This is a genomic window from Streptomyces sp. NPDC002537 (assembly GCF_053594975.1).
On the sequence record NZ_JBSFWT010000040.1, the window covers coordinates 39,965 to 65,750 of the forward strand.

Consider the following 25,786-nt stretch of genomic DNA (forward strand, 5'->3'; position numbering starts at 1 on the left):
GGCCTTCTGGCGCCCCCTCAGCTGACACAGGGCGCAGGGACGGGCGCACGGCTTCACGGGTTTAGACGCCGGCACGTAGACGACTCCGCTCCCGCCGACCGCCAGCGGTGGCCGGACCGCCCCGGCCTCGCACCCCCGACGTTCCCCCGGGGCCATCACGCGTGCGCCTGCCAGATATGGACGCCCATGGCCCGGGTCATCTTCTCGGCCGTCCGGCGGTCGTCGACCGCCAGCGCTTGCGCCCTCGTGCGCTTGATGTCCCAGCACTCCTGGCACCGAGGGTGCTGGGGTTCGGACGCGGTTCCGTGTCCGGTGGTCTTCTTCCTCATACCGTGCCCCACTCTCGCCTGCTCCGGTCGTTGACCTCGATCACCCTCGCCCGCAGTTCGTCGCTCGCGGTCATCGGACGGACGTCGCACGGGAACGCCTCCCACTCCCGCCCGCCGGACGGGGGTCGCAGCGACAACCGCCCGCCGGTCGAGGCCATCACCTCGCCGACGCGATCCTGCCGGACGTCTACGACCAGTACCCTCAAGTCGGGTACCTGCTCGCCCCCTTGGGGCTCATCGGTGGCCGTCATCAGTTCACCTCCACGCCGCGAGGCTGGCAAGGGCGGAAGTCGATGCCGCGCGCCGTCACCCACAGGAAGACGGGGCCGGCGCTGTCATCGATCGGAGGCTTGGTAAGGGGCGAGGCCTTGGGCGCCGGAGACGTCACGGCCTGCGGAGTGGGTACCTGCGGAACCCGAGTGGCGCGGGAGTCGCGGCCGGAAGTGTCGGGCTGGAAGGTTGCTCTCGCCCACGCGAGGCATCGGAGGATAAGGTCGTGCATTGCTAGCGCTCCTTGTCAGCGTTGGCCACGCCCCCCGGACCGATGCCACGGTCGCGGGGGGGGGGGCTTGCATGTGGCATGTCTTGCGCCTACCGAAGGGCAGGGGTGTCAGCGCCCCCTGCGGTCCGTGATCAGGCGGTTACCAGGATTGAGCAGAGGGGCATACCCTCACCAGGGGCGGCGTGTACACAACTCACAGATGGTGACGGGCGGTTGTTCGGTGACGGAGCGGGAGCAGGACGAGCGATTGACGGCGCGTCAGGTGATCGGTTTGATGATTCAGTATCTGCGTAAGCGCGCGGGGTTGTCGTTGCGAGACCTCGCCGAAGAAACGCGCTACGGGCACAGCTATATCAACAGGGTGGAGCTTGGGACCCAATTGCCGTCCGACGCCCTGATGGCTGCCCTGGGCCAGCGATTTGAAATGGGTGGAGCGCTCATCAAATTCCTTGATACCGCCTGCGAGGGATCGATGCAGGAGTATGGCCGAAAGGCTGCCGCAAGGGAGGCTCAAGCCGAACGAATCCAGGTCTTCACGAGTAGTGCAATCCCGGCGCTGTTGCAGATCGAAGATTACGCGAGTGCCCTACTGCGAACTGCTAGACCCAAAGCGCCGAGGAATCACTTCGATGAAGCAGTAGCCACCCGGATGGGTCGGCAGCGGGTCTTCGACCGGGAAGAGCGGCCCCCGTACTGGGCAGTCATGGACGAGTCGGCGCTAAAGCGGCCGGTCGGCGGGAAAGTGGCGATGATGAGGTAACTTGCCCACATCCTGAAGGTCGCCGAAGACCCCGACGTAACCATTCAGGTGCTGCCGTTCAAGCGGGGCGAGTACTGGATGCTTGGGGGTAGCCTGATGCTCCTCACGGCGCCCAACGGTGCAACGCTCGCCTACGTCGAATCGTTCGGATCCGGTGAGTTGGTAGAGTCCCCTAAGAGGGTTGTGGAGCTCTCGCAACGATTCGATACGGTACGCGGCTTGGCGCTATCGGAGCGCGAATCGCTGGAGCTCATTCGTGAGTACTTAGAGGGATACCAGTGATCGAAATACCCGGCCCGAGTATAGCCGGATGGCGAAAATCCAGTTACAGCGGTTTGGAAAACGATTGCGTTGAGGTTGCCGATGGCTACCCCGGCATCGTTCCCGTCCGTGACAGCAAGGCCCCATGCGGACCTACGATCGTTCTTGGCTCCGGCGCCTGGACGGAATTCGTGGACGGAGTCAAGGCCGGAGGCTTCCCGGCCGCCGGTTAAGTCCGGCGTGACTACGAACAGCCCTGGCGCGGGCCACCCGGCCGGGGCTGATGCGCGGCCCGAAGGCCGCCCCCGCGCGATCGTCTCCCCACCGCCCAGGCGGCCCCGGTCGAATCCGGGCTTCCCGCCACACTGACGTGATCGCCCGTCCTCTATAGGCTGGCCCGCAGGCCAAAGCCGCACGCGGCGGCAAGTGAAGGTGACGGGGAGCCATGGCAGGGCTTGAGGATAGCGGTAGCGGGCGCGCGCGCGGGCGGGCCGTGGGATACCAGCGGTACCAGCTGCCGGCGGAGGACACGGAACTGCTGCAGTCGGGACTCTTCCCTTCGCTGAACGGTCCCGTCGAGGTCGGAGCCGATGGGCTCCCGACCGGTGTGGAGTTGGAACAGCCCGCTGACGAGGAAGGCGCGGAGGGTGCCGGGGGTGCCGAGAGTGCGGCCGACCCCGACGGGATCTCCGCACCTTTCCGGCCGGAGAACATCAAGATCGAGACCCAAGCCACTACGGTCGACCTCCTCCTGTCCCGGCTGCGGGAAGGCATGATCGACCTCGCGCCCGACTTCCAGCGCCGGGCCGGCATCTGGACCGACGTGCAGCAGAGCCGCCTCATCGAGTCGCTGCTGCTGCGCATCCCCATCTCGTCGTTCCACATGGCGCAGGACGAGGAGGACAACTGGTCGGTCGTCGACGGCATCCAGCGGCTGACGGCGATCGCCCGGTTCATGGCGCCCGAAGCCGTCGGCATGCCGCCGCTCGCCCTGCGCGGGCTCGACTACCTGAGTGACTTTCACGGCAAGGGATACCGGGATCTGACCGGGCGGCTGCGGATCAGGCTGCGTGAGACCCAGCTCGTGGTGCACATCATCCAGCAGGGCACCCCGGAGGCCGTGAAGTTCAACGTCTTCTCTCGGATCAACACCGGCGGTCTGCCGCTCACCCCGCAGGAGATCCGGCACGCCATGATCGAGGGGCCTGTCCGCGGCTACCTCGCCGACCTCGCGGAGGACCCGGCCTTTGGTGACGCCACGGGCAACAGCGTGTCCAACGAACGCATGGCCGACCGTGAGATGGTCCTGCGTTTCCTGGCGTTCCGGCTCGCCGATCCGTCCCGGCACGCGCAGCGGGATTTCGACCAATTCCTCGTGGACTCCATGCACCGCGTCAACCGGCTGACCTCGGAGCAGCGGGAAGCGCTGGCCGTGGAATTCCGCAAGGCGATGCGCTGCGCGACGGAGATCTTCGGGGATCACGCGTTCCGGAAATGGCGGGGCGCAAAGGGTAAATCGCCCATCAATAAGGCGCTGTTCGAGACGGTTGCGGTAAACCTCGCCACCCTGGATGATCACGCACGGGAGACACTGGTAACGTCCCGTGACGGGGTGCTCGAAGGGTTCTTCGGGCTGATGAAGGACTGGGACTTCGACCGTGCCATCTCCGTCGCCACCGGCGACACGAAGAAGGTGCGAAAGAGGTTCACCGCGATGGCGGAGCTCTTCCAGGGGGTAGTGGAACAGTGATCGACCGGCTGACGCTGACGAACTTCAAGGCGTTCCGGCAAGCGGACCTGCCGCTCGCCCCGCTCACCTTGCTGACCGGCCTCAACTCCTCGGGCAAGAGCAGCGTCCTCCAAGCGCTCGCGCTGCTCGAGCAGTCGTACGCGGCCGGCGATCTGGACCAGGTGCGGGCTCTGTTCGAAGAACCAGGGCATCTCGGCGACGTCTCTGCCGTCGACAACGGCTTCCTTCTCAACGGGGAGCTCGTCAGCCTGGGCACTGGCCACGACGTCCTGCACGAGGACTTCACGGGCGACGAACCGGAGATCACGCTCGCGGTGAGCGAGGGCGCGTACCGCTACTCCTGGACCGTCGCCTACGAGCCCGAACAGAACCTGCTGCCATTGACCCGCGTCGCTCTGCCGCTCACGACCGAGGGTGCGACCCCTCCGGCCGGTGATGCGGCGGTGATCCCCGCATACTTCACAGCCGGATTCCAGTACCTGCACGCCGACCGTATCTCGCCCGCCGAGTTCTACCCACGTGACCACCACGCCGCCATCGGCCGCGGCTTTCTCGGCGTGCGTGGTGAACACACGGTGAACTTCCTGCGCCACCACGCCAGGGACGAGGTTCCGGACGGCCCGCTGCGCCACCCGCGCGCCCAGTCGCCGCGGCTCCTGGACCAGGCCGCCGCGTGGATAGGGGAGCTGTGCCCCGGCGTGGACATCCAGGCGGCCGCCATCGAGGGGACCGACTCCGTCCGCCTCTCGTACGGCTTCGACGGCCCGCTCGGCACCCGCCGGCGCCCCACGAACGTCGGCTTCGGCCTTACCTACGCCCTGCCCATCGTCGTGGCCTGCCTGACCGCCGGACCCGGATCTCTTGTCCTCCTGGAGAACCCGGAGGCACATCTGCACCCCCGCGGTCAGACCCGCATGGCCCTGCTCGCCGCGGCCGCGGCCGCGCAGGGCGCCCAGCTGGTCGTCGAGACGCACAGCGACCACGTACTCAACGGCGTGCGGCTCGCGGTGAAGCGCGGCGTGCTCGTACCGGATCAGGCCGGCCTCCACTACTTCCGGAGCGACGGCGTAGGTGTGGACGTCACCAGCCCCCGCATCGACCGGGACGGTCTGCTCGACCAGTGGCCCGAGGGGTTCTTCGACGAGCTGGAGAACACGCTCGACGAACTCCTGGGCTGATCACCCGGTCCGGTCCCGAAGGCGCGTACGACATCACGGAGGGGGAAGCGTGCCGCTGTTGTTCCTGAACGAGAGATCCTGCGAAACCGGGTGCGACCCAGTGCGCGCCGACCGAGCCATGTCAGAGTTCGCACGGGCCGTGCTCGCAGTGGTCCGGGCGGACCGGGCGGGCACCGTGCTGGTCAGCCGGGAACCGATCACCGGCCTTCAGATCGCGGCGGGCCACCCGATCGGCAAGTGGCACGGCAACCCGAGGAACCGCGACGCGTGGCGGCGACTGCTCCAGATGCAGAGCAAGTGGCCGCACCGGACCGCCTTCCCGGAGGGGCGGGACTTCTACGACATCGAGTACCGGCACCAGGGCGAGACGGTGGAAGGCCTCGGCGCTGCCCATCTGATGGACGGCCTCGGCGTCTCCCTACCGGTGGAGCCGTGCTGGGGTGCGGACCATGTGGCGCTGGAGCGTGAGCAACTGGTGGAGGGTGAGGACGGTACTTACCGTTCGGACACCAGCGAGGTGCAGGTGCGGCACCTGTCCTCCCCCGCGCATTATGAGGTGCACGAGCCCTGGATCCGCGAAGGTGTCGAGGCCGCCCGTAAAGGGGGTCTCGCGGCCGTACGGCACGGCGGCCACTTGTGGGAGCGACGGGCCGAGCTCTTCCCGCGTCTGCAGTTCCTGCCGGGGATGGAAGCGCACCTGCGACAGCTGTCCCCGGTGTGGGTGCAACCAGTGCGGGACCGTCTCGCGGAGCTCGAGGAAGCGGTGTCCGCGTGGGACCCGGACACCCGCCCCATCGCGCCGCAATGGCGATCCGACGTGCGCACCGAGTTCGAGTCGCGTCGGCGGTTGTGCTGGTTCACGGACCTCGACGGGGAACAGCGACTCTTCGACTGGCACTGTGACTTCCTGCCGTCGCCAGGGCGGATGCACTTCCGACTTCTGCACGAGCAGCGCACCCTGCGCATCGCTTACGTGGGCCGCAAACTCGGGGTCTGAGCCGGGGTGGCCGGGCGGCCGCAGGTCGTGCTCGACCCGCCAGGGACGGGATGCCGGACCCGCCCGTTAACGTGGGGCGTGGTGCTGCCGTCCCGTGGGTGGCGGCATCGAAGAAGACGACGGAACGAAGGAGATGCCGGGGTGCGACCGACCCTCGCCGCCGAGCAGGTACGCGACAGCCTGAGCCAGTACCTGTCGACGACGTACGCGCTGGCCGACGAAAGCACCCGCAGTGCTCTCGAACAGTTCCTCGCCGATGCGGAGGACGGCATCTTCCGGGGCCCGTACCTGCGCATCCGCACACCCTTCCGTGCGGCGGAGGGCGATGCCTGGCAGCGGCACCTCACCTGGTGGCCGCGAGGCTTCCACCCCCACCGCCACCAGGAGCGGGCGTGGGAGCGGCTGTCGACGCTGCACGGGCCGGCCTCGCCCACACTGGTGACCACCGGAACGGGCTCCGGCAAGACCGAGTCGTTCCTCGTCCCGATGCTCGACCACTGTCGCCGGGAGCGTGAGGCCGGGCGGGAGGGTGTCAAGGCAGTCCTCCTCTATCCGATGAACGCGCTCGCCACCGACCAGGCCCACCGCATCAACGACTACCTCGACAGCCCCAGGGACGCGCGGCTCAGGGACGCGGGGGTACGTGCGGCGCTGTACATCGGTGACAAGGCGTCGAAGGAGTTCAAGCAGACCAACCCCCGGGTGGCCGTCGACCGGGACGAGATCCGGCGCACCCGCCCGGACATCCTGATCACCAACTACAAGATGCTGGACTTGCTGCTCCAGCGCCCCGAGGACCAGCGGTTGTGGCGCGAGGCGGACGGCTCCGCGCTGGCCTATGTCGTCCTGGACGAATTCCACACGTACGACGGCGCCCAGGGCACCGACGTGGCCATGCTGCTGCGCAGGCTCGGCGCGGTCGCGGGCCTGGACGAACCGGGGCGGCCGCTCGGCCGGGTGTGTCCCGTCGCCACCTCGGCCACCCTGGGGGAGGGCGGGTCCAGGGCGGCAGGCGGGTCCATGCTGGACGTGGCGGAGCAGGTGTTCGGCGTGCCGTTCCCTCCAGAGGCGGTGGTGGGGGAGGACCGGCGCAGCGCACAGGAATTCTCGGGGAACAGCGACTTCACGCTGCCGTTCCCCTCCCCCTACGAGGTTGCGGAGCTCGGCGACCCCACTCGGGACCGGGAAACCCTGGACCAGCTGGCCGCCGCCTTCACCGGCAAGAGCGGGCTGAGCCCACAGCAGCTCGGCAGACAGCTGTGCCGCCACCGGCTGACCGCCGCCGTCCTGGAGATCCTCGACGGCCGCCCGCGCACCATGGCCGAGATCATGGACGTCCTGCCCCGCTACGCCTACCACTGGGGCGTGGCCGTCCAGCAGAACCCGGACAAGGCCGCCCAGGCGCTCGCCCGCTATGTCGCCCTGCTGTCGACGGCCCGTGACCCCGACCATCCCGCACGCCCCCTGCTGTCGATCGAGGTCCACCACTGGGTGCGGTCGGTCTCCCGGCTGCTGCGTGGTGTCAGTGCGGCCAGGGCCGAGTTCCGCTGGGACGACGAACGGATTGCCGCTGGCGGCAGACTGGCCTCGCGTACGGGCGGCGGTGACAGGGGCGTCGGCACTGTGCCGACGGAGGATGCGGCCCAGGCCATGCCCGCAGGTGACAGCGCACCGCCGCCCGCCCAGGTGTTCCTGCCTGCCGTCTTCTGCCGGGAATGCGGCCGCTCCGGCTGGGCGGCGCTTTCTCCCGAGGCGGATCCGGCGGAGCTCGACATGAACGCTACGAAGATCCGCCGGGCATCCGTCAGCCGCGACAAGAGCCGCGTCCGCAACATGATCTCCGCGACCCCGCAGCAGGCCTACGAAGCGGCCTTCGTGAGCGAGAAAGCACGCAGCGGCCCGACCGTGATGGTGCTCGACGGACTGAACGGACGTCTGCGGCCGCTGTCGCCCGAAGCGGACTTCCAGGCGCAGCGCGTCGGTACGGGACCGCGCGTGGCCAAGCCACTGCACGACGCCGCGTTCGTGTGGGCGGACCTTGCCGACGACCGGGCCGCGTCGGGCGACCAGTGCCCGGCCTGCCGGACCTTCAACGCCATCCGCTACCTCGGCACCGGCCTTGCCGCACTCGCGGCGGCGTCCATCACCCAACTGTTCACCGGCGGGGAACTCGACAAGAATCTGAAGGAAGACAAGACTCTCCTCTTCAACGACTCGGTGCAGGACGCGGCACACCGGGCCGGATACGTCGCCAGCCGCTCGTACACCTTCTCCTTCCGCTCCCTGCTCGCCAGCCGCATGGACGAGGACGGACCGATCGCGCTGAGCGACTTGGCGGCCGATCTCATCGCGGACGTCGTCGAGAGCAAGGCCGTGCAGGCCGCGGTGATCCCGCCCGACCTGCACGTCGTACGTGGCGTCGACACCCTGCTGTCCGGGCGCAGCCGCGGATCACGTGCCACCTGGGAGCTCATCGCCCAGCGTCTCGCCTTCGCGACGGTCCTGGAATTCGGCCTCAGGTCCCGGCAGGGTCGCACCCTTGAGCTGACGCGCACCGTCGCCGCGGATATCCCGCTGGTGGACCCGGACGCGGTCGCCGAAATCGTCCGCGAGCTCCTGCACACGACGCCCGGCGACATCTCGCTCCCGGACGGTTCCCTGCCCGGCCCGGACCGCTGGATCGGCCATGTACGCGGCCTCCTCGAACGACTGCGCACGCGCGGCGCGATCCGGCACGCCTGGCTCGACGGCTGGCTGAACGAGGCGGGGGTGCGGCGCTGGCTCGTCTGGGGCGGGCGCAAGACCGGGATGCCGGCCTTCCCACCTGGTGTATCCGCTCCCGCCTTCCTCCTGGGCAGCCCCAAGCAGGGCAGTGACGACTTCGACGTGGTCACCGGCCGTCTCGGCTGGTACCAGGACTGGACCCGGCGCAGCCTCGGCCTGCGCCCCGACGCGGCCAACGCATTCCTCGTCCGGCTGCTGCCCGCACTCGTCGACGCGGGCGTGCTCTCGGCCCGTACCGCCAAGGACGGTGCCACCCGCGTCTACGGTCTCCAGCCCGGCCACGTGCAGGTCCGCAAGCTGTCCGACGACTGTGTGGCCGACGCGTCGGCCCACTGCCCTGTCTGCTCCTGGGAGCAGACCATCCACCCCGACCTGGCCGACCAGTGGCACGGACAGCCGTGTCCCCGTTACCGCTGCGGCGGGCTGTTGCGCACCGGTCAGGATCTGGAGAGCGGCGTGCGGCGCCGCGACTTCACCCAGGATTTCTACCGGCGGATGTACCGCGAGGCAGGGGTCTACACGATCAACACCGCCGAGCACACCGGCACCCTCAGCCGTCCCAAACGGGAAGTGGTCGAGAAGGCGTTCAGGGCGGGCACCAGCGCCCACTACGCCAACCCGCAGGTCCTGTCCTGCACTCCGACGCTCGAACTCGGCATCGACATCGGCGACCTTTCCGCCGTGGTCCTCGCCTCGCTGCCCAAGGGACCGGCCAACTACGTACAGCGCGTGGGCCGGGCCGGACGTGCCACCGGCAACTCCTACCTGCTCACCATGGTCGACCGTGGCCCCCGGGACCGCTACTACCTGGAGGATCCCCGGCAGATGATCGCTGGTGACGTCCAGCCGCCCGGCTGCTTCCTGTCCGCGATCGAGATCCTGCGCCGGCAGTACCTGGCCCACCTGCTTGATCTGACCGGTGCGGGGCAGCTGCCCGCTTCCGACGATGCCGGGGCGGCGGTCCGTCCGCTGCCCCACCTGGCCACCGACCTGTTCGGCCCATCAGCGTGGCTGCCCGAGTTCCAGCAAGCGGCGGTCGGCCAAGGATCCCGGCTCGCCGAGAGGTTTCTCGCGCTCTTCCCGCCGTACGACGAGGCGAAGGGCACCGGCGTGAGCCCGCAGGCGGCTGACGAACTGCGCGCGTACGCGACGGGTGGTCTCGCCGAAGCCCTGGACAAGGCGCGCACGCAGTGGGAAGACCGGCGCGCCGAGATGCAGCACCGGATGAAGGCGATCGACGACGCGCATAAGGCGCTGGTGGCGGGTGACCCAGAGCATGAGCGCCAGGGCCGGGAACTGCGCGCCGAACGACGGGCCGTATCCCGGAGAGCGGGCGAGATCAGCCGGGCCACGGCGCACGGAGCGCTCGTCGACCTTGGGCTGTTGCCCAACTACAGCCTCGTCGACTCCGTGACCGAGCTCGAAGCCACCCTCACCTGGCGGGAGGAGGGCAAGGACGGACAACCGGAGCACCACAGCAAGGTGCTCAAGTACGACCGTCCGGCACGCCTGGCCCTGGGGGACTTCGCACCCGGCAACCACTATTACGTCCAGGGCTACAAGCACCGGATCACCGGACTCGACATCGGCAGTCCCAGCCGTCCGACGTGGCTGTGGTGGCGGGTCTGCCCCGACTGCGGGCACGTTCGCACCCACAAGGCGGAGCTGGATTCCTCGGCGTGCCCCCGGTGCAAGTCCCTGGCCATCGGCGACGTCGGCTGTCTGCACAAGGTGCTGGTGCCCCACCGTGTTCTGGCCCGGGACCAGCGCGACGACAGTCGCGTGCGCGACGACACCGACGAGCGCGAGCGACGGCACTACACCGTCGTGCCGGCCGTCGACATCCCGCAGGAAGATGTCGAAGCGGGGTGGAAGCACAAGAAGGCCACGTTTGGCTGGGAGTTCACCCGCCGGGCCGTGATCCGGCACATCAACGTAGGTGCGTCCCGTGTGGACAATGGAGCGGACGATGCCTTCGCGGGTCGCCGCGTACGGCTCAACCCCTTCTGGGTCTGCGACTCCTGCGGATACGCCGATGCCGACGGTGGACCCGCGGCCGTACATGCCGGTCAGCAGGATGCGCTCGTCACGTCCCGGGCCACGAAATACCATCGCCCTTGGTGCCCGCGGCTGCGTGACGGGCTCGGCGAGACCCAAGCCGCGCAGCAGAGTGTCAGACTGCTGCTCGCCCACGAGCTGCGCAGCGAGGCACTACGTATCCTCATCCCCGCTGTCACCGCCCACACCCAGGAACGCCTGGTCTCCTTCAAGGCCCTGCTCCTCGCGGGCATCGCCCAGAGCTACGGCGGTGACCCCGACCACCTGGCCGTGGTCAGCGACTCCATGCCCGAGCCCGGCAGCGACGTCCGCAGGCGCTTCCTCGTGCTGTACGACTCCCTGCCCGGCGGCACCGGCTATCTGCACCGGCTCGCGGGCCCCGACGGGCTGCGTGACGTGCTGACCCGGGCCCGGCAGGTCATCGAGCGGTGCCCGTGCGTCGGCGAGAACCGGCCTGCCTGCCACCGCTGCCTGTTGCGGCATGTCAGCGACAGTGAGTACGAACTGGTCTCGCGGGAACACGCCCTCGACATGCTCGGTGAGCTCCTCGGCCGGGCCGGCGACGGCTGGGCCGTCGAGGAAGCCGCCACGACGCAGGACATCACCCTCGTCCAGCAGGTGGAGAGCGAGCTCGAAGCGCTGTTCCGCCGTGGGCTTCTCGCCTGGGCGGAGCGTGTCGACGAGGTGAGCGTTCGTAATGCGCTCACACCGGACGGAGAACGTGACACGACGCTGCGGTTCACCGCGCCTGACGGCACGGTCAGCGGCTGGCGCATGGAGACGCAGACTGATCTAGGGTTCACGGTGCCGGACGTGGTCTTCCGTAGCCTTGACGACGACCGGAGGCGGGTCGCCGTCTACCTGGACGGCTACCGCTACCACGCGAGCCCCGACCACAACCGCATCGCGGGCGACGCGGCCAAGCGCACCCGGCTGCGGGCCGGACACGGTTGGCAGGTCTTCCAGCTGACCTGGGATGATGTACGTGGCTGGGCCGGAGAGACGAAGCCGCCGACCGCTCCTGTGTGGGTGCCGTACCAGAACACGGCACAGAAGACTGCGTCGGACATCCACCGCCGTGTGCACGGCGGTGACCCGCGCGACCTGCCGCGCTTCGTCTGGGCCAACCCCGTCGAGACCCTGATCGGCTACCTGACCACCCCGGACAACGAGGCGTGGCGTCGCCGTGCTCAAAGTGTCCTTGCTGGATTCGCCGCGGTCTCCGCGACCAGCCGGGCCTTGGCGGACGGGCCGGAGATCGGCCGTTGCATCGCCGATGCGTTGGCGGGCAAGCGGCTGTCCGGAGGCCAGGGCGCGGTCCAGATCATGGCGACTCAGGACGGCAGCGGGTGTCCTCTGACGATCGCGCTCGACCTACGCAAGGGACAAGCGGGTGCGGCGTGGAGCGCGCTCACCGTGCTCGATGACAGTCCGGAAACGGTGGGCGGCGACGAGAACGCGCACCGCAGGCGCTGGCAGGCCTGGCTGTACTGGACCAATCTGCTGCAATTCCTCAATGAGGGCGAGGGCGACGGCGTACAGCTTGCCTCCAGTCAGCTGTCCGGCTTCGACCCTGTGGAACTGGCTGTGACCGGCGGGGCGGGTTGGCTGGAGTCGCGGAGACGACCGTACGAACCCGATGCGGGTGCGGAGACAACCGCGACTGGGGCGCCGCCCGCGGCCGAGCTGGCCGGTGAGACAGTGCGCGACCCGGCCTGGGACGAGGTCATCGAGTACCTCGTCGAGGAGCCCGGCCTCGTCGGCCTCGCCGACGCGCTGGCGGCGTGGGGAGTGCCTGCTCCTGAAGCCGGCTTCGAACTCGGTGAAGCGGCCTGGCCCGCCGAACTGGCCTGGCCTGCCCACCGCATCGGCGTCGTCCTCGCCCACCAGTCAGGAGCTGACGGTGCCGAGGACCGCGACGCACGGGACCGTGACCAGGCATACGCGACAGCGGGCTGGACCGTACGGACCGCGGTGGAGTGGGACGCCCGGGAACTCGCCGATGCCCTGACGAGGACCGGAACAGACCATCGTCCGGCCACGAACGACGACGAGGAGCACGACCGATGACCAGCACCGGCTCGCCGACCGCGGGTGCGACGCTGCGCCTGCTCGACAAGGCGGACAAGGAGATCGTCAAGCTGGACCGGGCGATCGTCGGGGCGGTCTACAAGTTCCAGCACGAGTTCCGCAAGAATCCCGAGGCGGCAGGCTTCGACCTCAAGCCGCTCAAGGGACACGAGCGGCTGTGGTCCGCGCGCGTCAACCGCGAATACCGGGCGCTGCTGCTGCGCCTGGGCGGCAACGACTGGCTGCTGGTCTCGGTCAAACACCGCGGACACGTCCACCGGAACCTGGATCGGCTCGCATACGGCATCAACCAGGTCACCGGTGCGATCGAATACGTGGACCTCCAGATCGTGGAGGACGACGTCCTCCGCAGGCCTGTTCCCGCGGCGGAGCCCGCTCAGGAACCGGCTCCGGGGCCGGAGGGCGAGTCACCGCTGTTCGCGCGGTACACCGCACGGCAATTGGCGGACCTGGGGGTGGCCGAGCCCCTCATCCCGATCGCCCTCAAGCTCACCACGGACGACGAGCTGCTGGGGCTCGCCGAGTACGCTCCCCGGCACACGGGAGAGGTATTGCTCCGGCTGCGCGACGGAATTCCGTACGGGCAGGTCAAAGAGGAGGTGGCCGAGCCGGCAGCGATCGCGTCCGAGGAACGCCGCGAGGGAACCCTCGCCGAGGACTGGCAGGCGGCGGCCGATCGTTCGCAGGCCGTGGTGATCACTGATGACGATTCGCTGCGGAGCATCATCGAGGAAGGCGACTTCGGGCGGTGGAAGGTATTCCTCCACCCCACACAGGAAAAGCTGGTGCACCGGACCTTCTCCGGCCCGGCCCGAGTCGGCGGAGGACCCGGCACGGGGAAAACAATTGTCGCCCTGCACAGGGTCAAACACCTCGTGGAGCAGTTGCCTCCCGGGCACAACAGACCGGTCCTCCTTACCACGTTCAACAAGAACCTGGCCGCCGACCTGCGCTCCCGTCTCCTCTCGCTCGGTGGCCCGCAGACGCTTGCCCGCGTCGACATTCTGCATGTCGACCAGCTGGCCACACGCGTGGTCAGCGAGTCCGACCCCGGGAACACCAAGCGCAGGATCGACGACGCGCAGGCTCTGCGCGAGTGGCGCCAACTGCTCGTGGAGACCGGGGAGAACCGCTGGGACGCCGAGTTCCTCAGTGACGAGTGGAACCAGGTGGTCCTCGGCCAGGCCGTGGCATCGCGCGCCGAGTACTTCCGGGCCCGGCGTGCGGGGCGGGGGCGCAGTGTCTCCCGTTCCGACCGGGCCGAGATCTGGCAGCTTGCCGAGCGCTTCACCCAGCGACTGGATGTCAGGGGCCTCGAAACCCACCGTCAGGTCGCCGAACGTGCGGCCCAGCTGGAGATCGCCCGCAGGAACAAGATCGAGGATCGTCGGCGGCAGCAGGAGGAACGCGGCGGACCTGGCAACATCCACGCGGAATCGGGTACCGGTGCCTGGCTGCGTTACCGCTACCGGCACATCGTTGTGGACGAGGCCCAGGACCTCGGCGCCGCGCACTGGAAGATGCTGCGTGCCATGGTGCCGCAGGAGCCCGACGACCTCTTCCTGGTCGGCGACACCCACCAGAGGATCTATGACAACCAGGTCACCTTGGGCAGCCTGGGCGTCAACATCCGGGGCCGCTCGGCCAGATTGACGCTCAGCTATCGCACGACGCGCGAGATCCTGGGATCCGCGATCGGAATCCTCGAAGGGACGGATTACGACGACCTCGACGGCGCCACCGAGGACCTGGCCGGATACCGGTCGGTGCTGCACGGGGGGCGCCCGTCGTTGCGGCGGGCGGACAGCTGGGACGAGGAACTCGGCCTTGTGGTGGACCAGGTGCAGACATGGCACGACGTCCCCCGTGAGTCTGTCGCGGTCTGCGTGCCTACGAACGACATGGCCGATGATGTCGTGTCCCGGCTTCATGGACGGGGGATCACGGCCACGAAGATCACCGGGGAAGGGCCGCGAGGGAACGAAGGCGTGCACGTCGGCACCATGTACCGCTTCAAGGGGCTCGAATACCGTCGCATGATCATCGCTGGTGTGTCGGATGGCCTGGTTCCCCGCTCGACAGTGGACACCTGGGAACGGACGGACCGACTACGGCACAGGCGTGAACTGCAGCGGGCCCGTTCCCTGCTGTTCGTCGCCGCCACCAGAGCGCGGGACGCCCTCACCATCTCCTGGCACGGTGAACCGAGCCGCTTCCTCCACCCTCTGGGGACGGATCGCCCTCGGGGGTGATGCCGGGTGCGTCGCGTGGTGCGGCCGATCGCCGACGGTCTCAGGCCATGTCAAGGTCCTCCACGAGGACGTCGAGCATCGCTTCGTCATGGAGGGCGATACCTAAAGCACTCATGGCAGAGGCCAGATCCGGATCCCCGTCAGTGGTACGTGGATGCCGAACGGGTCAGGCGTGAACAGGCGGCACGATGGCTGCCGCCACTCTGAGGGCAAGGAGCGGGTACCTGCGCGATTGTCGGCCCCACGATGAGGACGGAGCGGGGTAGGCGTTCAGGGCGCCCGCGCGCCTGGCCCGTTCGCTTGCCTCCATGAGCTGGTCACTCTGGCCTGTTGCTTCCTGCGGCACGTTTCCTGTCCACATTGTGCCGATGACGTATCATATGGAGTGCGTGGCGATTTGAAGCGGGTGGCGAAGGATGCTTGACCTGCCGACAAGGTCTCCTCTCACCGCGGCCCAGCGCGCTGAGCTAACGTGCGCCCCGTGAGTCTTCATGTCGTCATCGGTTTCGGGCCCGCAGGTGCGGCCACCGCTCGGTTGTTGGTCGAGCGAGGGTGTTCGGTGCGGGTCATCACCAGGTCGGGCGGGCGGGCGGAGCCCGGGGTCGAGCATGTTGCCTTGGACGCCGCGGACTCCGGGCGGCTGACCGCGTCCGTGCGGGGTGCGGTCGCGGTCTACAACTGTGCTTCGCCTCCTTACCATCGGTGGGCTCGGGACTGGCCGCCGCTGGCCTCGTCGGTCAATGCCGCGGCCGAGGCGACCGGTGCGGTTCTCGTCATTCTGGGCAATCTCTATGGGTATGGCCCCGTCAGTGGCGAGATGACCGAGTCCCTGCCGCTCGCGGCCACCGGGGTCAAGGGGCGTGTGCGGGCCGCGGTCTGGGAGCAGGCGCGGAGTCTGCACGAGCAGGGGCGTGTCAAGGCGGTCGAGGTGCGCGCCTCGGACTTCTTCGGGCCGGGTGTGACCGACGGTGGGCACCTGGCCTCGCGGGCGATGCCGCGACTGTTGCGCGGCAAGCCGGTCAGTGTGCTCGGCGACCCGGACACTCCGCACAGCTGGAGCTACCTCCCCGACGTGGCGAGGGCCCTGGTCGAGGTCGCGGGTCAGGAGCGGGCGTGGGGGCGGGCCTGGCATGTCCCCACGGAACCCCCGTTGTCCATCCGGGAGATGGCCGACAGGCTCGCGGCGCAGGCCCGGGTGGAGCCGGTTCCGGTGCGCCGCCTGTCGCCGGTTGTCCTGCGTGCGGCCTCGCTCTTCTCGCCCCTGTTGAGGGAACTGGGGGAGATCCGGTATCAGTTCGACCGCCCGTTCCTCATGGATTCGACCGCTTACCGCACGGAATTCTCCGAGGGTTCCACACCTCTTGGCGAGCAGCTCAAGGCGACGGTGGACTGGTGGCGCGAACGGCTGGCCGGCTAGCCGGTCTCCTCGCTCAGTGGGACCACGGGTCTGGACGCTGTCGTGGGCGCGGCCAACGGCGCCTCCGTCTCCGCCTACGAGGTGAGGGCGTCGAGGTGGCGGCGGGCGACCGAGCGGAGGCCGTCGGGGGTGAAGTGGGGGTTGCCCAGGTGGCGTTCGAGGGGCGGGAGGTAGTTCCAGCGGACGGAGGGGTGGGCGGAGTGGGCGTAGTGGTGGAGGTCGCCGTAGGGGAGCCAGGTGGCCGCGGCGAGGGCGGCCAGGGCGCGGTTGCGGGGGTAGAGGCGTAGGCAGCGGCCGGCCTCGACCCTGGCCGGGGGGCCGGTGCGGGGGTCCGGGTCGAACCAGGTGTGCTCGACGAGCAGGCTGAGCCAGGCGAGTTGCGGGTAGAGCAGGATCCGCGGGACGAGTACGCCGAAGGCCACGGCCGCCCAGCCGCCGGCCAGGTAGGCGGCGGCGAGGGTGGTGCCGGCGACCGCCGCACGGGGGGTGAGGAGCCCGGACACCGTGGCCCCGATGCCGCGAGGGGTGAGGGGGTGGAGAAGCGCGGCGGTGAACTTCGCGCGGGTGGTGCCCGGACGCAGCCCGGCCCGGTGGAGCTCGGCGAGGTTGGGGTCGATGCCGGTGCGGGTGGCATGGGGGTGGTGGTCGCGTACGTGACGCTTGCGCCGTGCGACCGCGGGCCCGAGTGCGAGCGGGAGGTGCGCGAAGATTTCGGCGAGCATCAGGTTGGCGCGCGCGGTGCGGGCGAGGACGCCGTGGACGGCGAAGTGACTGATCTCCTGCAGATGGCGGAAGTGCACGGCGACGCCGACGGCCGCCACCGCTGCGCCCAGGGGGCCGCAGTCTGCCAGCATCCACCAGCCGGATATCTGGAGCCACTGTCCCACCAGCAGCAGGGTGGGTGTCCAGTCGTTGGCGCGGGCGCGCTGGAGTGCCAGCGCCTGGCGTACGTCGGCGACGCGCGGACGTCCTCGGGCGAACCGGATCCGGTCGGCCTGGCGGAGGGCGGCGCCGAAGACGATCACGGCCAGGGCGAGCGGCATGGGTGGTCCCCGGGCAGACGGAGGAGTGGGCGGATCCTCCGGCATGATCGTGACTCACGGTGCTTCTAGTCAACTAGATTGTGAGCAAGGTCGCTTCGTGCGGGCTCCGCTCCGTGCTTCGTCGCTTTGTCTCTTCGCCCTGTGCGCGCGGCGGCTCCCGCACGGAACGGAGAGGGGGCCGCCCCGCGCGCTTCCGGCTCTTACAGGGCCTCGACGGCCTGTTTGACGCGGTCCGTGTCCCAGGTGCCGGCGTCGAGCATGGGGCGGGCCGTGGCCTCGTAGGCCTGGAGGAACATGGGGGCGGAGTCGGGGCCGTGCCCCCATACCGACTCGAAGCGGCCGACCCAGCGCTCGACGCCCTTGAAGTACACGCTGCTGCGGCCCCTGTTGTAGTCGGCGTCGCCCTGTTCCTCCTCGACCAGTACCGCGGCGGCCGCGAGGATGACGACGTCCACGGCCTGGTCGGCGCGCAGCCGGTCGCGGACGGCGAGCCCACAGGTGACGCCCAGTTGGCGGTGCTGGTCGATGAGCTGGAGCAGGGGGCGCGCGTAGTCCTCGCGGCTCAGGTCGTCCTGGTAGGAGATGAACAGCCGGTCGATGCTCCCGCCCGCCTGGATCAGATGGCGATTGGCGGTCAGGTAGGGGCGGCGGCCGGTGAGCAGGGAGGGGTTGGTGGTCAGGTCGGCGGCCAGGATCTTCTTGGGCGCCGACTGGGACTCGATGAGTGTTCTGACCAGCAGGACCGACAGGCGCGGGACATCGCTCGCGTAGACCTGCAGGTGTCCGTCGGCGATCTCCCCGTAGTTGGAGATCAGGTCGTTCTCCAGCTGGGCGCGGACCAGGTCGTAGTAGTGGGCGTCGTCCATGGCCCTGAGGCTGGTGGCTCTCCGCAGGGTGAGGAAGGCCTTGCGCAGCCAAAGGTGGTTTGCGGTCATGACGATGACGATCGCGGTCTCCGCGATCAGAAGGCCGTTCTTGACGCTGGCGCGTGCGCTGATCCAGGCGAGGACCGGGATGACGACGCCCGCCAGTCCGACGAGCGCGTTCAGTACGGGCGATGACAGCGCGTCGACGGCTCGGCTCACTGGATCGCGGCGTGGTGCGGGCATGGCGGGTCCCCTCCCCATTTGATGTGCCGATGAGTCACCGCGGCTCCAGGGCCGTCCCTGGCGCGGCGGTCAGGCGGTGCCGGGCGGCGACTCCCCGGTCCGCTTGGCCGCCCCTGGGCGGACCTCGTGCTCGGCGTCGGCGCGACGCCTCCGACGGGGCTCCGCCTCCGGCACCGGATGCGCGCCGGTCTCCGGGGGCAGCGGAATGTCGTAGGTGATGTCCCACCGTTCGGCCGGGACCAGGATGTCCGCGGTCTCCACCGGCCGCCCGCCGGTGTCGTAATGGGTCCGTTCGATCAGCGTCGCCTGCGAACCGGTCGCGATGCCCAGCAGGTGTGCCTGGTGGCGGTCCACCTGGACCGGGCGGGGCACCTCGACCACCCGGCCGACGGTGATCCCGATGTGGGCCATCCGTGCCACGACGCCGCGCCCGGCCAGGGGTCCGCCCTCGGGCAGGACGACCACGGTGCCCCCGGTCAGGGCCATCGGCTCCCAGCTGGTGGAGAGCATCACGGGCTGCCGGTCGGACAGGAACTCGTAGACGGTGCGGACGCACGGGGCGTCGGCCTCGACGGACAGGCGGGCGGCGACGGCGGGCGGGGCGGGGATCTTGGCGGTGCTCTCCGTCTCCCAGGTGCCATGGAACCCCGTCGGCGCGAGCCCGGAGCGGGCGGGGCCGCCGGCCTGACCGTACGGAGGGGTGCGCAGCATGCCGCGGCGTCGGTACGGGGCGCGGACGTACGTACCCGAACCCGGGCGGCCTTCGAGCAGGCCCTGGCCGATCAGGAGTTCCTGGGCGCGTCGGACGACGTTCTCCCCGACGTCGAACTCGCGGCCCAGTTCTCCGCGTGACGGCAGCCGGTCGCCGGGGGTCCAGACGCCTTCCGCCACGCGAGCGCGCATTGCGGCCGCCACGCGCAGGTAGGGAGCCGCGGGTGTCGATGCGTCGCCAGCCATATCACCCTCTCCTCGCCCGCGCTGACCTGTGTGTCGCCCGCGCTGACCTCTATGGATTGACAATCTAGTTCACTAACTAGAAGCTAGTTGACTAGATGTCACCTTGGGTGACCGAAGGCTGATCGAATGGTGAATGCCGTGGGCTATGAGGGCCAGATCGCCGCGATCCACTCAGCGATCGCGGAGCTCACCGCCCTGACCGGCACCCCGCCCCGGGTGACCGAGGAACCCGGCGCGGTCCGCATCGAGACCGAGGTGACCGAGCGCGCCACCCGTCAATGGGAGCGCTTCGTCGCCGTCCTCGATCTGGGTACCACGTTCGGTCTGACGGAGACCGGCGCCGGACGGATCGCCTGGATGCGCTTCGAGCGGGGTGGGGGAGACCGTCCGTGATCCCGCCGGTCCCGCGCCGCACCCACCGCTTCGCCAAGGGGCACGGCGCCGAGAACGACTTCATCGTCCTGCCGGACCCCGACGGCCGCCTCGCCTTGTCCGCGGGCGAGGTGGTGTACCTGTGCGACCGGCGCTCGGGTCTCGGCGCCGACGGCGTCCTGCGGGCCGTGCGCTGTACGGCGGACCGGGAGGGCGTCGTGATGGCGGGGGAGGCGGAGTGGTTCATGGACTACCGCAACGCCGACGGCAGTCACGGGGCGATGTGCGGCAACGGCATGCGCGTGCTGGCCCGTTATCTCGTGGACAGCGGGCTGTGCGGGCCGGGCACGGTCGCCATAGCGACTCGCGCCGGAGTCCGCCGGGTCCATGTCCCGTATCGCAGCGCCGGTTTCGACGGCCCGGTGACCGTCGACATGGGACGTCCCGTACTGCCCGGCACCGGCGGTGTCGAAGTCGTCGTGGCCGGGCGCCGTCGGCCCGCCCTCCACGTCGACATGGGAAACCCGCACGCGGTTGTCTTCGTCGACGATCTGGAGGAGGCCGGAGACCTCCGCACCGCCCCTGTCGTCGAACCGGCTGCCGCCTACCCCTTCGGGGTGACCGTCGAATTCGTCGTCGACCGCGGACCGGGCCGCCTGGCCCTGCGCGTCCATGAACGCGGCGTCGGGGAGACGCGTGCCTGCGGCACGGGGGCCTGTGCCGCGGTCGCCGCCGCCATGGCGCGCGCCGCGCGCGCCGTTCCCGCTCGCTACGTCGTCGATGTTCCCGGCGGCCGGCTGTCGGTGGACGTGCGCCCCGACGGCGCCATGGAGCTCACCGGCCCCGCCGTGATCACGGCCCGGGGCACCGTCGACATGCCGTCGCGGCGGGGCGCCGGGCAGACCGTCTGACGGGTGCGTGCTCAGCACCGGGGGCTCGGGGTCACCACCGTGACGCTGATGACGATCGTTCCGCTGGCCGTGGCCTGCGCCTGCACCTGGATCCGCCGCCGGACGCCCCGGGCGTGAACCGTACCGGCCTCCTGCGTGCGCAGCGGATACCGAATAGTTCGGACACCGATGTAATCTCGGCGGCAGAGGCCGTCGTACTCAGGAGGGCACATGACCGGGCACGCGCGTGTGGACGGAGGGCCGCACCGCTTCCTGCTGCGGGAACGGCCCCGGCCCGCGTGCGTGCGGACGCGTCCCCACGCCTGGCGGCTGGCGGTCGCGACCGTGTGCCTCGGCGCCTTCATGGGGCAGCTCGACGCGAGCATCGTGACGCTGGCCTACGGCAGTCTGCGCATCGGGTTCGGGGCCTCGCTGGCGGCCGTCGAATGGGTGTCGCTCGCCTATCTGCTGGCGCTGGTCGCCCTGCTCGTACCGGCGGGCCGCCTCTCGGACGCGCACGGCCGCAAGCTGTGCTACCTGTACGGATTCCTGCTGTTCACCGCCGCGTCCGCCGCCTGTGGACTGGCGGGTTCCCTGGCCCTGCTGGTCGTCTTCCGTGTGGCGCAGGCCGCCGGGGCGGCGCTGATGCAGGCCAACAGCGTCGCGCTCGTCACCACCACCGCGCCGCGCGGCAGGGCGCGGGCAGCCCTCGGCGCGCAGGCGGCCGCGCAGGCGCTCGGGCTGGCCCTCGGACCCACCGTCGGGGGAGCCCTGGTGTCCGCCGCCGGCTGGCGCTGGGTGTTCGGCATCAACGTCCCTATAGGGGTGGCCGCGTTGGTCGCCGGGCACTACCTGCTGCCGCGTACCCGGGTCCGCACCCCCGTCCGGGACTTCGACTGGCCGGGACTCGTCCTCCTGGCGACCGCCACCTCCGGACTGCTGCTGGCCCTCTCCACCGCCTCCGGGCTGCCCGTACCCGGCTGGGCGGCGGCCGCGCTCTGCGCCGTCGCGGTGGCCGCCGCCCGCGGTTTCGTCGTCCGGCAGCGCCGGACCGCTTCCCCGCTGCTGGACCTCGGGATCCTGCGCGTACGGGCCGTGTCCACCGGGCTGTTCGGGGCGCTGTGCGGCTATCTGACGCTGTTCGGGCCCCTGGTGCTCGTCCCCGTCGAGCTCGCTCGGGGCGGGGCGTCCGAACTGACGGCCGGGCTCGTGCTCACTGCCCTGCCCGTTGGCTTCGCGCTGGCGGCGACCGGCGCCGACAAGGTGCTGCCCGGCGGCCTCTCCGACCGGGCCCGCTGCACGGGCGGCGCCCTCCTGGCCGCGGCGGCCCTGGCCGCCCTCCTCGTCCTGCCCATGGCCGCCCCCTGGCCGGTGCTCCCGCTGGCGGTCCTCGGGCTCGGGCTCGGCCTGTTCACCCCCGCCAACAACGCACTGATCATGGGTGCCATACCGGCGGGCAGCGCGGGCACCGGCGGGGGACTGGTCAACATGGCCCGCGGGCTCGGCACGGCGCTCGGCGTCGCGCTCGTCGGCCTGGCCCTCTTCCTCGGCGGCCCGCACGGCGGCCGCTGGGCGGCCCTCACCCTTCTGGCCGCCGCCCTGCTCACGGTCGCCGCCGCCCGGCCCCGCGGGCGGGCCCGATACCCTGCCCCCATGGCCCCGCAGCACCCCGCCCCCGGGCTCCCGCCCGGCGCGAGCACCACCGACGCCCGCCTGCTCACCGAGGCCGTCACCCGCCTGCGCCGGGCCCTGCGCGCCTCCATCCGCACCGACTATCCGTGGGAGCAGCTCCCCATGGCCCAGGTCGAGCTGCTCCAGGTCCTCGCCGAGCGGTCGCCCGCCCGCGTCAGCGACCTCGCCGCCCGCCGCCACCTGGCCACCAGCACCGTCAGCGGGCTCATCGGCCAGATGACCGGCGCCGGGCTCGTGGCCCGCGCCACCGACCCCGACGACCGGCGCGCCTCCGCCGTCACCCTCACCGACACCGGCCGCGCCCAGCTCGACGCGTGGACACAGGCCCACGAACTCCGCCTCGACGCCGCCCTCGCGACGCTGGACGAGGACGAGCGGGCTGCCGTGCGCGCCGCCCTGCCCGCGCTGTTCCGGCTCGCCGAGCGACTCGGCGACACCCCCGGCTGACCCTCTCCGCCCACGGCGGCGGACGGCCCGCGGCGGCGCACCGCCCGTGGACGCGCGCCCACGCGCGGGCGGTGGCACGCTGAACCCATGGCCCGGCCCAATGCCGAGGTCGAGGCGCTGCTGCAGGAGTACGCCGACCTCGTCGCGATCACCGGCGGTGACGCCTTCAAGGTGCGCGCCTACGAGAAGGCCGCGCGGGCGATCGGCGCCCACCCCGCCGACATCTCGAAGCTCGACGCCGAGGCCCTCCGCGAGATCCCCAACGTGGGCAGGTCGATCGCCGACAAGGTCGAGGAGTACCTGCGCACCGGCCGCGTCCCCGCGATCGAGGAGACCAGGGCGGCCGTCCCGGCCGGGGTCCGCGAACTCATCGGCATTCCCACCCTCGGGCCGAAGAAGGCCCTGGTCCTCCACCGGGAGCTGGGCGTCTCCTCCGTGGCGCAACTGCTCGACGCCGTCCACGAAGGGCGCCTGCGCGGCCTCAAGGGCTTCGGCGAGAAGACCGAGGCCAACATCCTCCACGGCATCGAACTCATGCGGAAGGCGGGCAGCCGCATCCTCCTCGGCACCGCCATGGAGGACGCGGAACAGATCGTCGCCGCACTGTCCGAGGTGAGCGGCTGCGTGGGATGCACCTACGCGGGATCGCTGCGCCGCATGCGGGAGACCATCGGGGACATCGACATCCTCGTCGCCGCCGAACGGTCCGCCCCCTTCATGGAGGCCTTCTGCGCACTCCCGGACGCCGCCGAGGTCATCGTGCGCGGCCCGAAGAAGACCTCCATCCGCACCGTGAAGGGGCTCCAGATCGACCTGCGCGTGCTGCCACCCGCCGCCTGGGGAGCGGGACTTCTCTACTTCACCGGCTCCAAGGCACACAACATCCGCATCCGCGAGATCGCGGTCCACCACAAGTACAAGCTCTCCGAATACGGCCTCTTCCACGTCAGGAGCGGCCGGAAGATCACCTCCGCCACCGAGGAGGACATCTACGCCCGGCTCGGGCTGCCCTGGATCCCCCCGACCCTGCGCGAGGACCGCGGCGAGATCGCCGCCGGGCTGCGGGACGAACTCCCCGAGCTGGTCGCCGAGGACGACATCCGCGGCGACCTGCACACGCACACCGACCTCACGGACGGGCTCGCCTCCCTGGAGGACATGGTCGCCGCGGCGGCCGCGCGCGGCTACGCCTACTACGCCGTCACCGACCACGCCCCGGACCTCGCCATGCAGCGCATGACCGACGCGAAGGCGCTCGCCCAGCGCGAGCGGGTGCGCCGGCTCGACGGAAAACACCGCAGGATGCGGGTGCTGCACGGCACCGAACTCAACATCGGCCCCGACGGCGGCGTGGACTGGCCCGACACCTTCCTCGCCGGCTTCGACCTGTGCGTCGCCTCCGTGCACTCCCACTTCGGCCAGAGCCGCGAGGAGCTGACACGGCGGCTCGTGCGCGCCTGCGAGAACCCCCATGTGGCGATCCTCGGACACCCCACGACCCGGCTGATCGGCAAACGGCCCGGCATCGACGCCGACTTCGACGCGGTCTTCGAGGCGTGCGCGCGGACCGGCACGGCCCTGGAGATCAACGCCCACCCGGAGCGGCTCGACCTGTGCGACGAGGACATCCTGCGCGCGAAGCGGTACGGCGTGAAGTTCGCGGTGAACACCGACGCCCACGCCATCACCCACCTCCCGTACATGCGCTACGGCGTGGGCACGGCGCAGCGCGGCTGGCTGACGAAGGACGACGTGGTCAACACCTGGCCGCTGCAACGACTGCGGCGTTTCCTCGGTCCGGGCTGACGAGCCGCGCGCAGGTGCAAGCGCGGGCAGGGGCGCGGACGTCGGCAGAACCCTTTCTCCACAGGCGAAGCGCGATCGGGCGGGATGTGGTTACTCTCTGTGTCCAGAACGACACGCATTCGCCACGCAGGGGGATTCGCATCATGGACACCTTCCGGCATCTCGCGGCACATCTGGGGCTCGACCTCGTCGCCGTCTGTCTGCTGACCTTCGCGGTCTACTATCCGCGCCACCGTCGGCGCGATCTCGTGCCGGCCTATCTCGCCTTGAACACCGGCTTGTTCACGGTGGTCGCCGCCCTCGCGGAGGTGGGCGGCAGCGGTGGGGCGGCGCTCGGCTTCGGTCTCTTCGGGGTGCTGTCGATCGTCCGGCTGCGGTCGGACTCCGTGCAGCACGAGGAGGTCGCGTACTACTTCACGACCCTCGTCCTCGGTCTCGTCTGCGGTCTGCCGCACCTGGCGCTCTCGGTGAAGACCGGGCTGAGTGCCGTTCTGCTCCTGGTCGTCTGGGCCGCCGACAGTCCCCGGCTCCTGGCCCGTTCCCGCCGGGCCGTCGTCACCCTCGACACCGTGCACCGCGACCCGGCCGCGCTGCGTGCCGACTTGGTCCGGCGCCTGGGCGAACCGCTGCACTGGACCGTCACGGAGGTCGACTTCGTCCGCGATCTGACGGTCGTGGACGTCCGCTACCGCGAGCAGGGGCCGAGCGTCCTGCCCGCCCGCCGTGAGGTGCCCGCCTGGGAGTCGGTATGAGTGCCCCGGCCGCGCCCCCGCGGGCCCACGACGTACCGGCCGCCGTCCACGCGATCCACGAAGCGGCCCACGCCACCGCACCCATCACCCTGGCCGAGGTCAACGAACGCTCCGCACTCCTCGCCCGCTTCGACCACAGCTACCTCGTCCCCGCACCCGTCTTCCTGCGCATGGCCGAACAGCTCACCGACCCCCACCGCCCCGACGGCCCCTTCCGCGCCCTGACCATCGACGGCCGCCGCGCCTTCCGCTACCACTCCGTCTACTACGACACCCCCACCCTCCGCTCCTTCCACGACCACCGCCAAGGCCGCCGCCTCCGCTTCAAGATCCGCGAAC

At 70.2% G+C, this 25,786-nt stretch carries 17 protein-coding genes and 2 pseudogenes; 14 read left to right on the forward strand and 5 right to left on the reverse strand.

The features are described 5' to 3' along the window. Positions 1–155 precede the first annotated feature (155 nt). Together ACWD4A_RS19390 and ACWD4A_RS19395 are read right to left on the reverse strand one after the other, a co-directional pair. A complete protein-coding gene (locus ACWD4A_RS19390) occupies positions 156–329 on the reverse strand; it encodes a hypothetical protein (protein WP_451195362.1) in 174 nt (57 codons plus the stop codon). Continuing rightward, positions 326–580: a hypothetical protein gene (locus ACWD4A_RS19395; RefSeq protein ID WP_451195364.1), complete on the reverse strand. Its 255-nt coding sequence runs from the start codon at positions 578–580 to the stop codon at positions 326–328. Before ACWD4A_RS19395 ends, ACWD4A_RS19390 begins: the two co-directional genes overlap by 4 nt. Positions 581–1,105: 525 nt before the next feature. Here ACWD4A_RS19395 and ACWD4A_RS19400 point away from each other — a divergent pair. The 8 genes and pseudogenes from ACWD4A_RS19400 to ACWD4A_RS19435 all read left to right on the forward strand — a co-directional run bounded on the left by ACWD4A_RS19400 (position 1,106) and on the right by ACWD4A_RS19435 (position 16,379). After that, a pseudogene (locus ACWD4A_RS19400) lies at positions 1,106–1,873 on the forward strand (helix-turn-helix domain-containing protein). Beyond that, entirely contained in the window at positions 1,870–2,085 is a 216-nt protein-coding gene (locus tag ACWD4A_RS19405) for a DUF397 domain-containing protein (RefSeq protein WP_451195366.1), read from the forward strand. Before ACWD4A_RS19400 ends, ACWD4A_RS19405 begins: the two are co-directional and overlap by 4 nt. 212 nt (positions 2,086–2,297) lie before the next feature. After that, a complete protein-coding gene (locus tag ACWD4A_RS19410; RefSeq protein ID WP_451195368.1) occupies positions 2,298–3,602 on the forward strand; it encodes a DUF262 domain-containing protein in 1,305 nt (434 codons plus the stop codon). Then, positions 3,599–4,780: an AAA family ATPase gene (locus tag ACWD4A_RS19415; RefSeq protein ID WP_451195370.1), complete on the forward strand. Its 1,182-nt coding sequence runs from the start codon at positions 3,599–3,601 to the stop codon at positions 4,778–4,780. Before ACWD4A_RS19410 ends, ACWD4A_RS19415 begins: the two co-directional genes overlap by 4 nt. Before the next feature lie 118 nt (positions 4,781–4,898). Further along, positions 4,899–5,777, forward strand: coding sequence for a hypothetical protein (locus ACWD4A_RS19420; RefSeq protein ID WP_451195372.1), 879 nt, complete (start codon positions 4,899–4,901; stop codon positions 5,775–5,777). 141 nt (positions 5,778–5,918) lie between these two features. Further along, the gene (locus ACWD4A_RS19425) at positions 5,919–12,689 is read left to right on the forward strand and encodes a DEAD/DEAH box helicase (protein WP_451195374.1); all 6,771 of its coding nucleotides are present in this window, start codon (positions 5,919–5,921) and stop codon (positions 12,687–12,689) included. Further along, a complete protein-coding gene (locus tag ACWD4A_RS19430; protein ID WP_451195376.1) occupies positions 12,686–14,962 on the forward strand; it encodes a UvrD-helicase domain-containing protein in 2,277 nt (758 codons plus the stop codon). The genes ACWD4A_RS19425 and ACWD4A_RS19430 overlap by 4 nt, the downstream gene beginning before the upstream one ends. Before the next feature lie 481 nt (positions 14,963–15,443). Continuing rightward, complete coding sequence (locus ACWD4A_RS19435) at positions 15,444–16,379, forward strand: NAD-dependent epimerase/dehydratase family protein (protein ID WP_451195378.1); 936 nt, start codon at positions 15,444–15,446, stop codon at positions 16,377–16,379. Positions 16,380–16,453: 74 nt separating this feature from the next. Here ACWD4A_RS19435 and ACWD4A_RS19440 read toward each other — a convergent pair whose 3' ends face one another. The 3 genes and pseudogenes from ACWD4A_RS19440 to ACWD4A_RS19450 all read right to left on the reverse strand — a co-directional run. After that, on the reverse strand, positions 16,454–17,422 hold the full coding sequence (locus ACWD4A_RS19440; protein ID WP_451195379.1) for a fatty acid desaturase: 969 nt from the start codon (positions 17,420–17,422) through the stop codon (positions 16,454–16,456). Positions 17,423–17,622: 200 nt separating this feature from the next. Then, positions 17,623–18,531 carry a hypothetical protein gene (locus ACWD4A_RS19445; RefSeq protein WP_451195381.1) on the reverse strand — a complete coding sequence of 303 codons (909 nt, stop codon included), beginning with the start codon at positions 18,529–18,531 and terminating at the stop codon, positions 17,623–17,625. 198 nt (positions 18,532–18,729) lie between these two features. After that, positions 18,730–19,488: pseudogene (locus ACWD4A_RS19450) on the reverse strand (GntR family transcriptional regulator); the annotation flags it as partial. Positions 19,489–19,614: 126 nt separating this feature from the next. Here ACWD4A_RS19450 and ACWD4A_RS19455 point away from each other — a divergent pair. From ACWD4A_RS19455 to ACWD4A_RS19480, 6 genes are all read left to right on the forward strand, one after another. After that, a complete protein-coding gene (locus ACWD4A_RS19455) occupies positions 19,615–19,881 on the forward strand; it encodes a hypothetical protein (RefSeq protein WP_451195383.1) in 267 nt (88 codons plus the stop codon). After that, positions 19,881–20,771: a diaminopimelate epimerase gene (gene dapF, locus ACWD4A_RS19460; protein ID WP_451195394.1), complete on the forward strand. Its 891-nt coding sequence runs from the start codon at positions 19,881–19,883 to the stop codon at positions 20,769–20,771. The genes ACWD4A_RS19455 and dapF overlap by 1 nt, the downstream gene beginning before the upstream one ends. Positions 20,772–20,981: 210 nt before the next feature. After that, on the forward strand, positions 20,982–22,889 hold the full coding sequence (locus ACWD4A_RS19465; protein ID WP_451195384.1) for an MFS transporter: 1,908 nt from the start codon (positions 20,982–20,984) through the stop codon (positions 22,887–22,889). Positions 22,890–22,976: 87 nt separating this feature from the next. Next, positions 22,977–24,695: a DNA polymerase/3'-5' exonuclease PolX gene (gene polX, locus ACWD4A_RS19470; protein ID WP_451195386.1), complete on the forward strand. Its 1,719-nt coding sequence runs from the start codon at positions 22,977–22,979 to the stop codon at positions 24,693–24,695. A gap of 143 nt (positions 24,696–24,838) precedes the next feature. Then, positions 24,839–25,447, forward strand: a complete 609-nt coding sequence (locus tag ACWD4A_RS19475) for a DUF4956 domain-containing protein (protein WP_451195388.1) — start codon at positions 24,839–24,841, stop codon at positions 25,445–25,447. Continuing rightward, positions 25,444–25,786: VTC domain-containing protein (locus ACWD4A_RS19480; protein WP_451195390.1), on the forward strand; the 343-nt coding region annotated here is incomplete at its 3' end. The genes ACWD4A_RS19475 and ACWD4A_RS19480, both read left to right, overlap by 4 nt.

Bases quoted from the DNA above. Each gene is read 5' to 3' on its own strand.
- ACWD4A_RS19475 (WP_451195388.1), top strand. From the start codon at position 24,839: ATGGACACCTTCCGGCATCTCGCGGCACATCTGGGGCTCGACCTCGTC.
- ACWD4A_RS19420 (WP_451195372.1), top strand. From the start codon at position 4,899: ATGTCAGAGTTCGCACGGGCCGTGCTCGCAGTGGTCCGGGCGGACCGG.
- ACWD4A_RS19390 (WP_451195362.1), bottom strand. From the start codon at position 329: ATGAGGAAGAAGACCACCGGACACGGAACCGCGTCCGAACCCCAGCAC.
- ACWD4A_RS19440 (WP_451195379.1), bottom strand. From the start codon at position 17,422: ATGCCGCTCGCCCTGGCCGTGATCGTCTTCGGCGCCGCCCTCCGCCAG.
- ACWD4A_RS19465 (WP_451195384.1), top strand. From the start codon at position 20,982: ATGACCGGGCACGCGCGTGTGGACGGAGGGCCGCACCGCTTCCTGCTG.
- ACWD4A_RS19455 (WP_451195383.1), top strand. From the start codon at position 19,615: ATGGTGAATGCCGTGGGCTATGAGGGCCAGATCGCCGCGATCCACTCA.
- ACWD4A_RS19445 (WP_451195381.1), bottom strand. From the start codon at position 18,531: ATGCCCGCACCACGCCGCGATCCAGTGAGCCGAGCCGTCGACGCGCTG.
- polX (WP_451195386.1), top strand. From the start codon at position 22,977: ATGGCCCGGCCCAATGCCGAGGTCGAGGCGCTGCTGCAGGAGTACGCC.
- ACWD4A_RS19395 (WP_451195364.1), bottom strand. From the start codon at position 580: ATGACGGCCACCGATGAGCCCCAAGGGGGCGAGCAGGTACCCGACTTG.
- ACWD4A_RS19410 (WP_451195368.1), top strand. From the start codon at position 2,298: ATGGCAGGGCTTGAGGATAGCGGTAGCGGGCGCGCGCGCGGGCGGGCC.
- ACWD4A_RS19430 (WP_451195376.1), top strand. From the start codon at position 12,686: ATGACCAGCACCGGCTCGCCGACCGCGGGTGCGACGCTGCGCCTGCTC.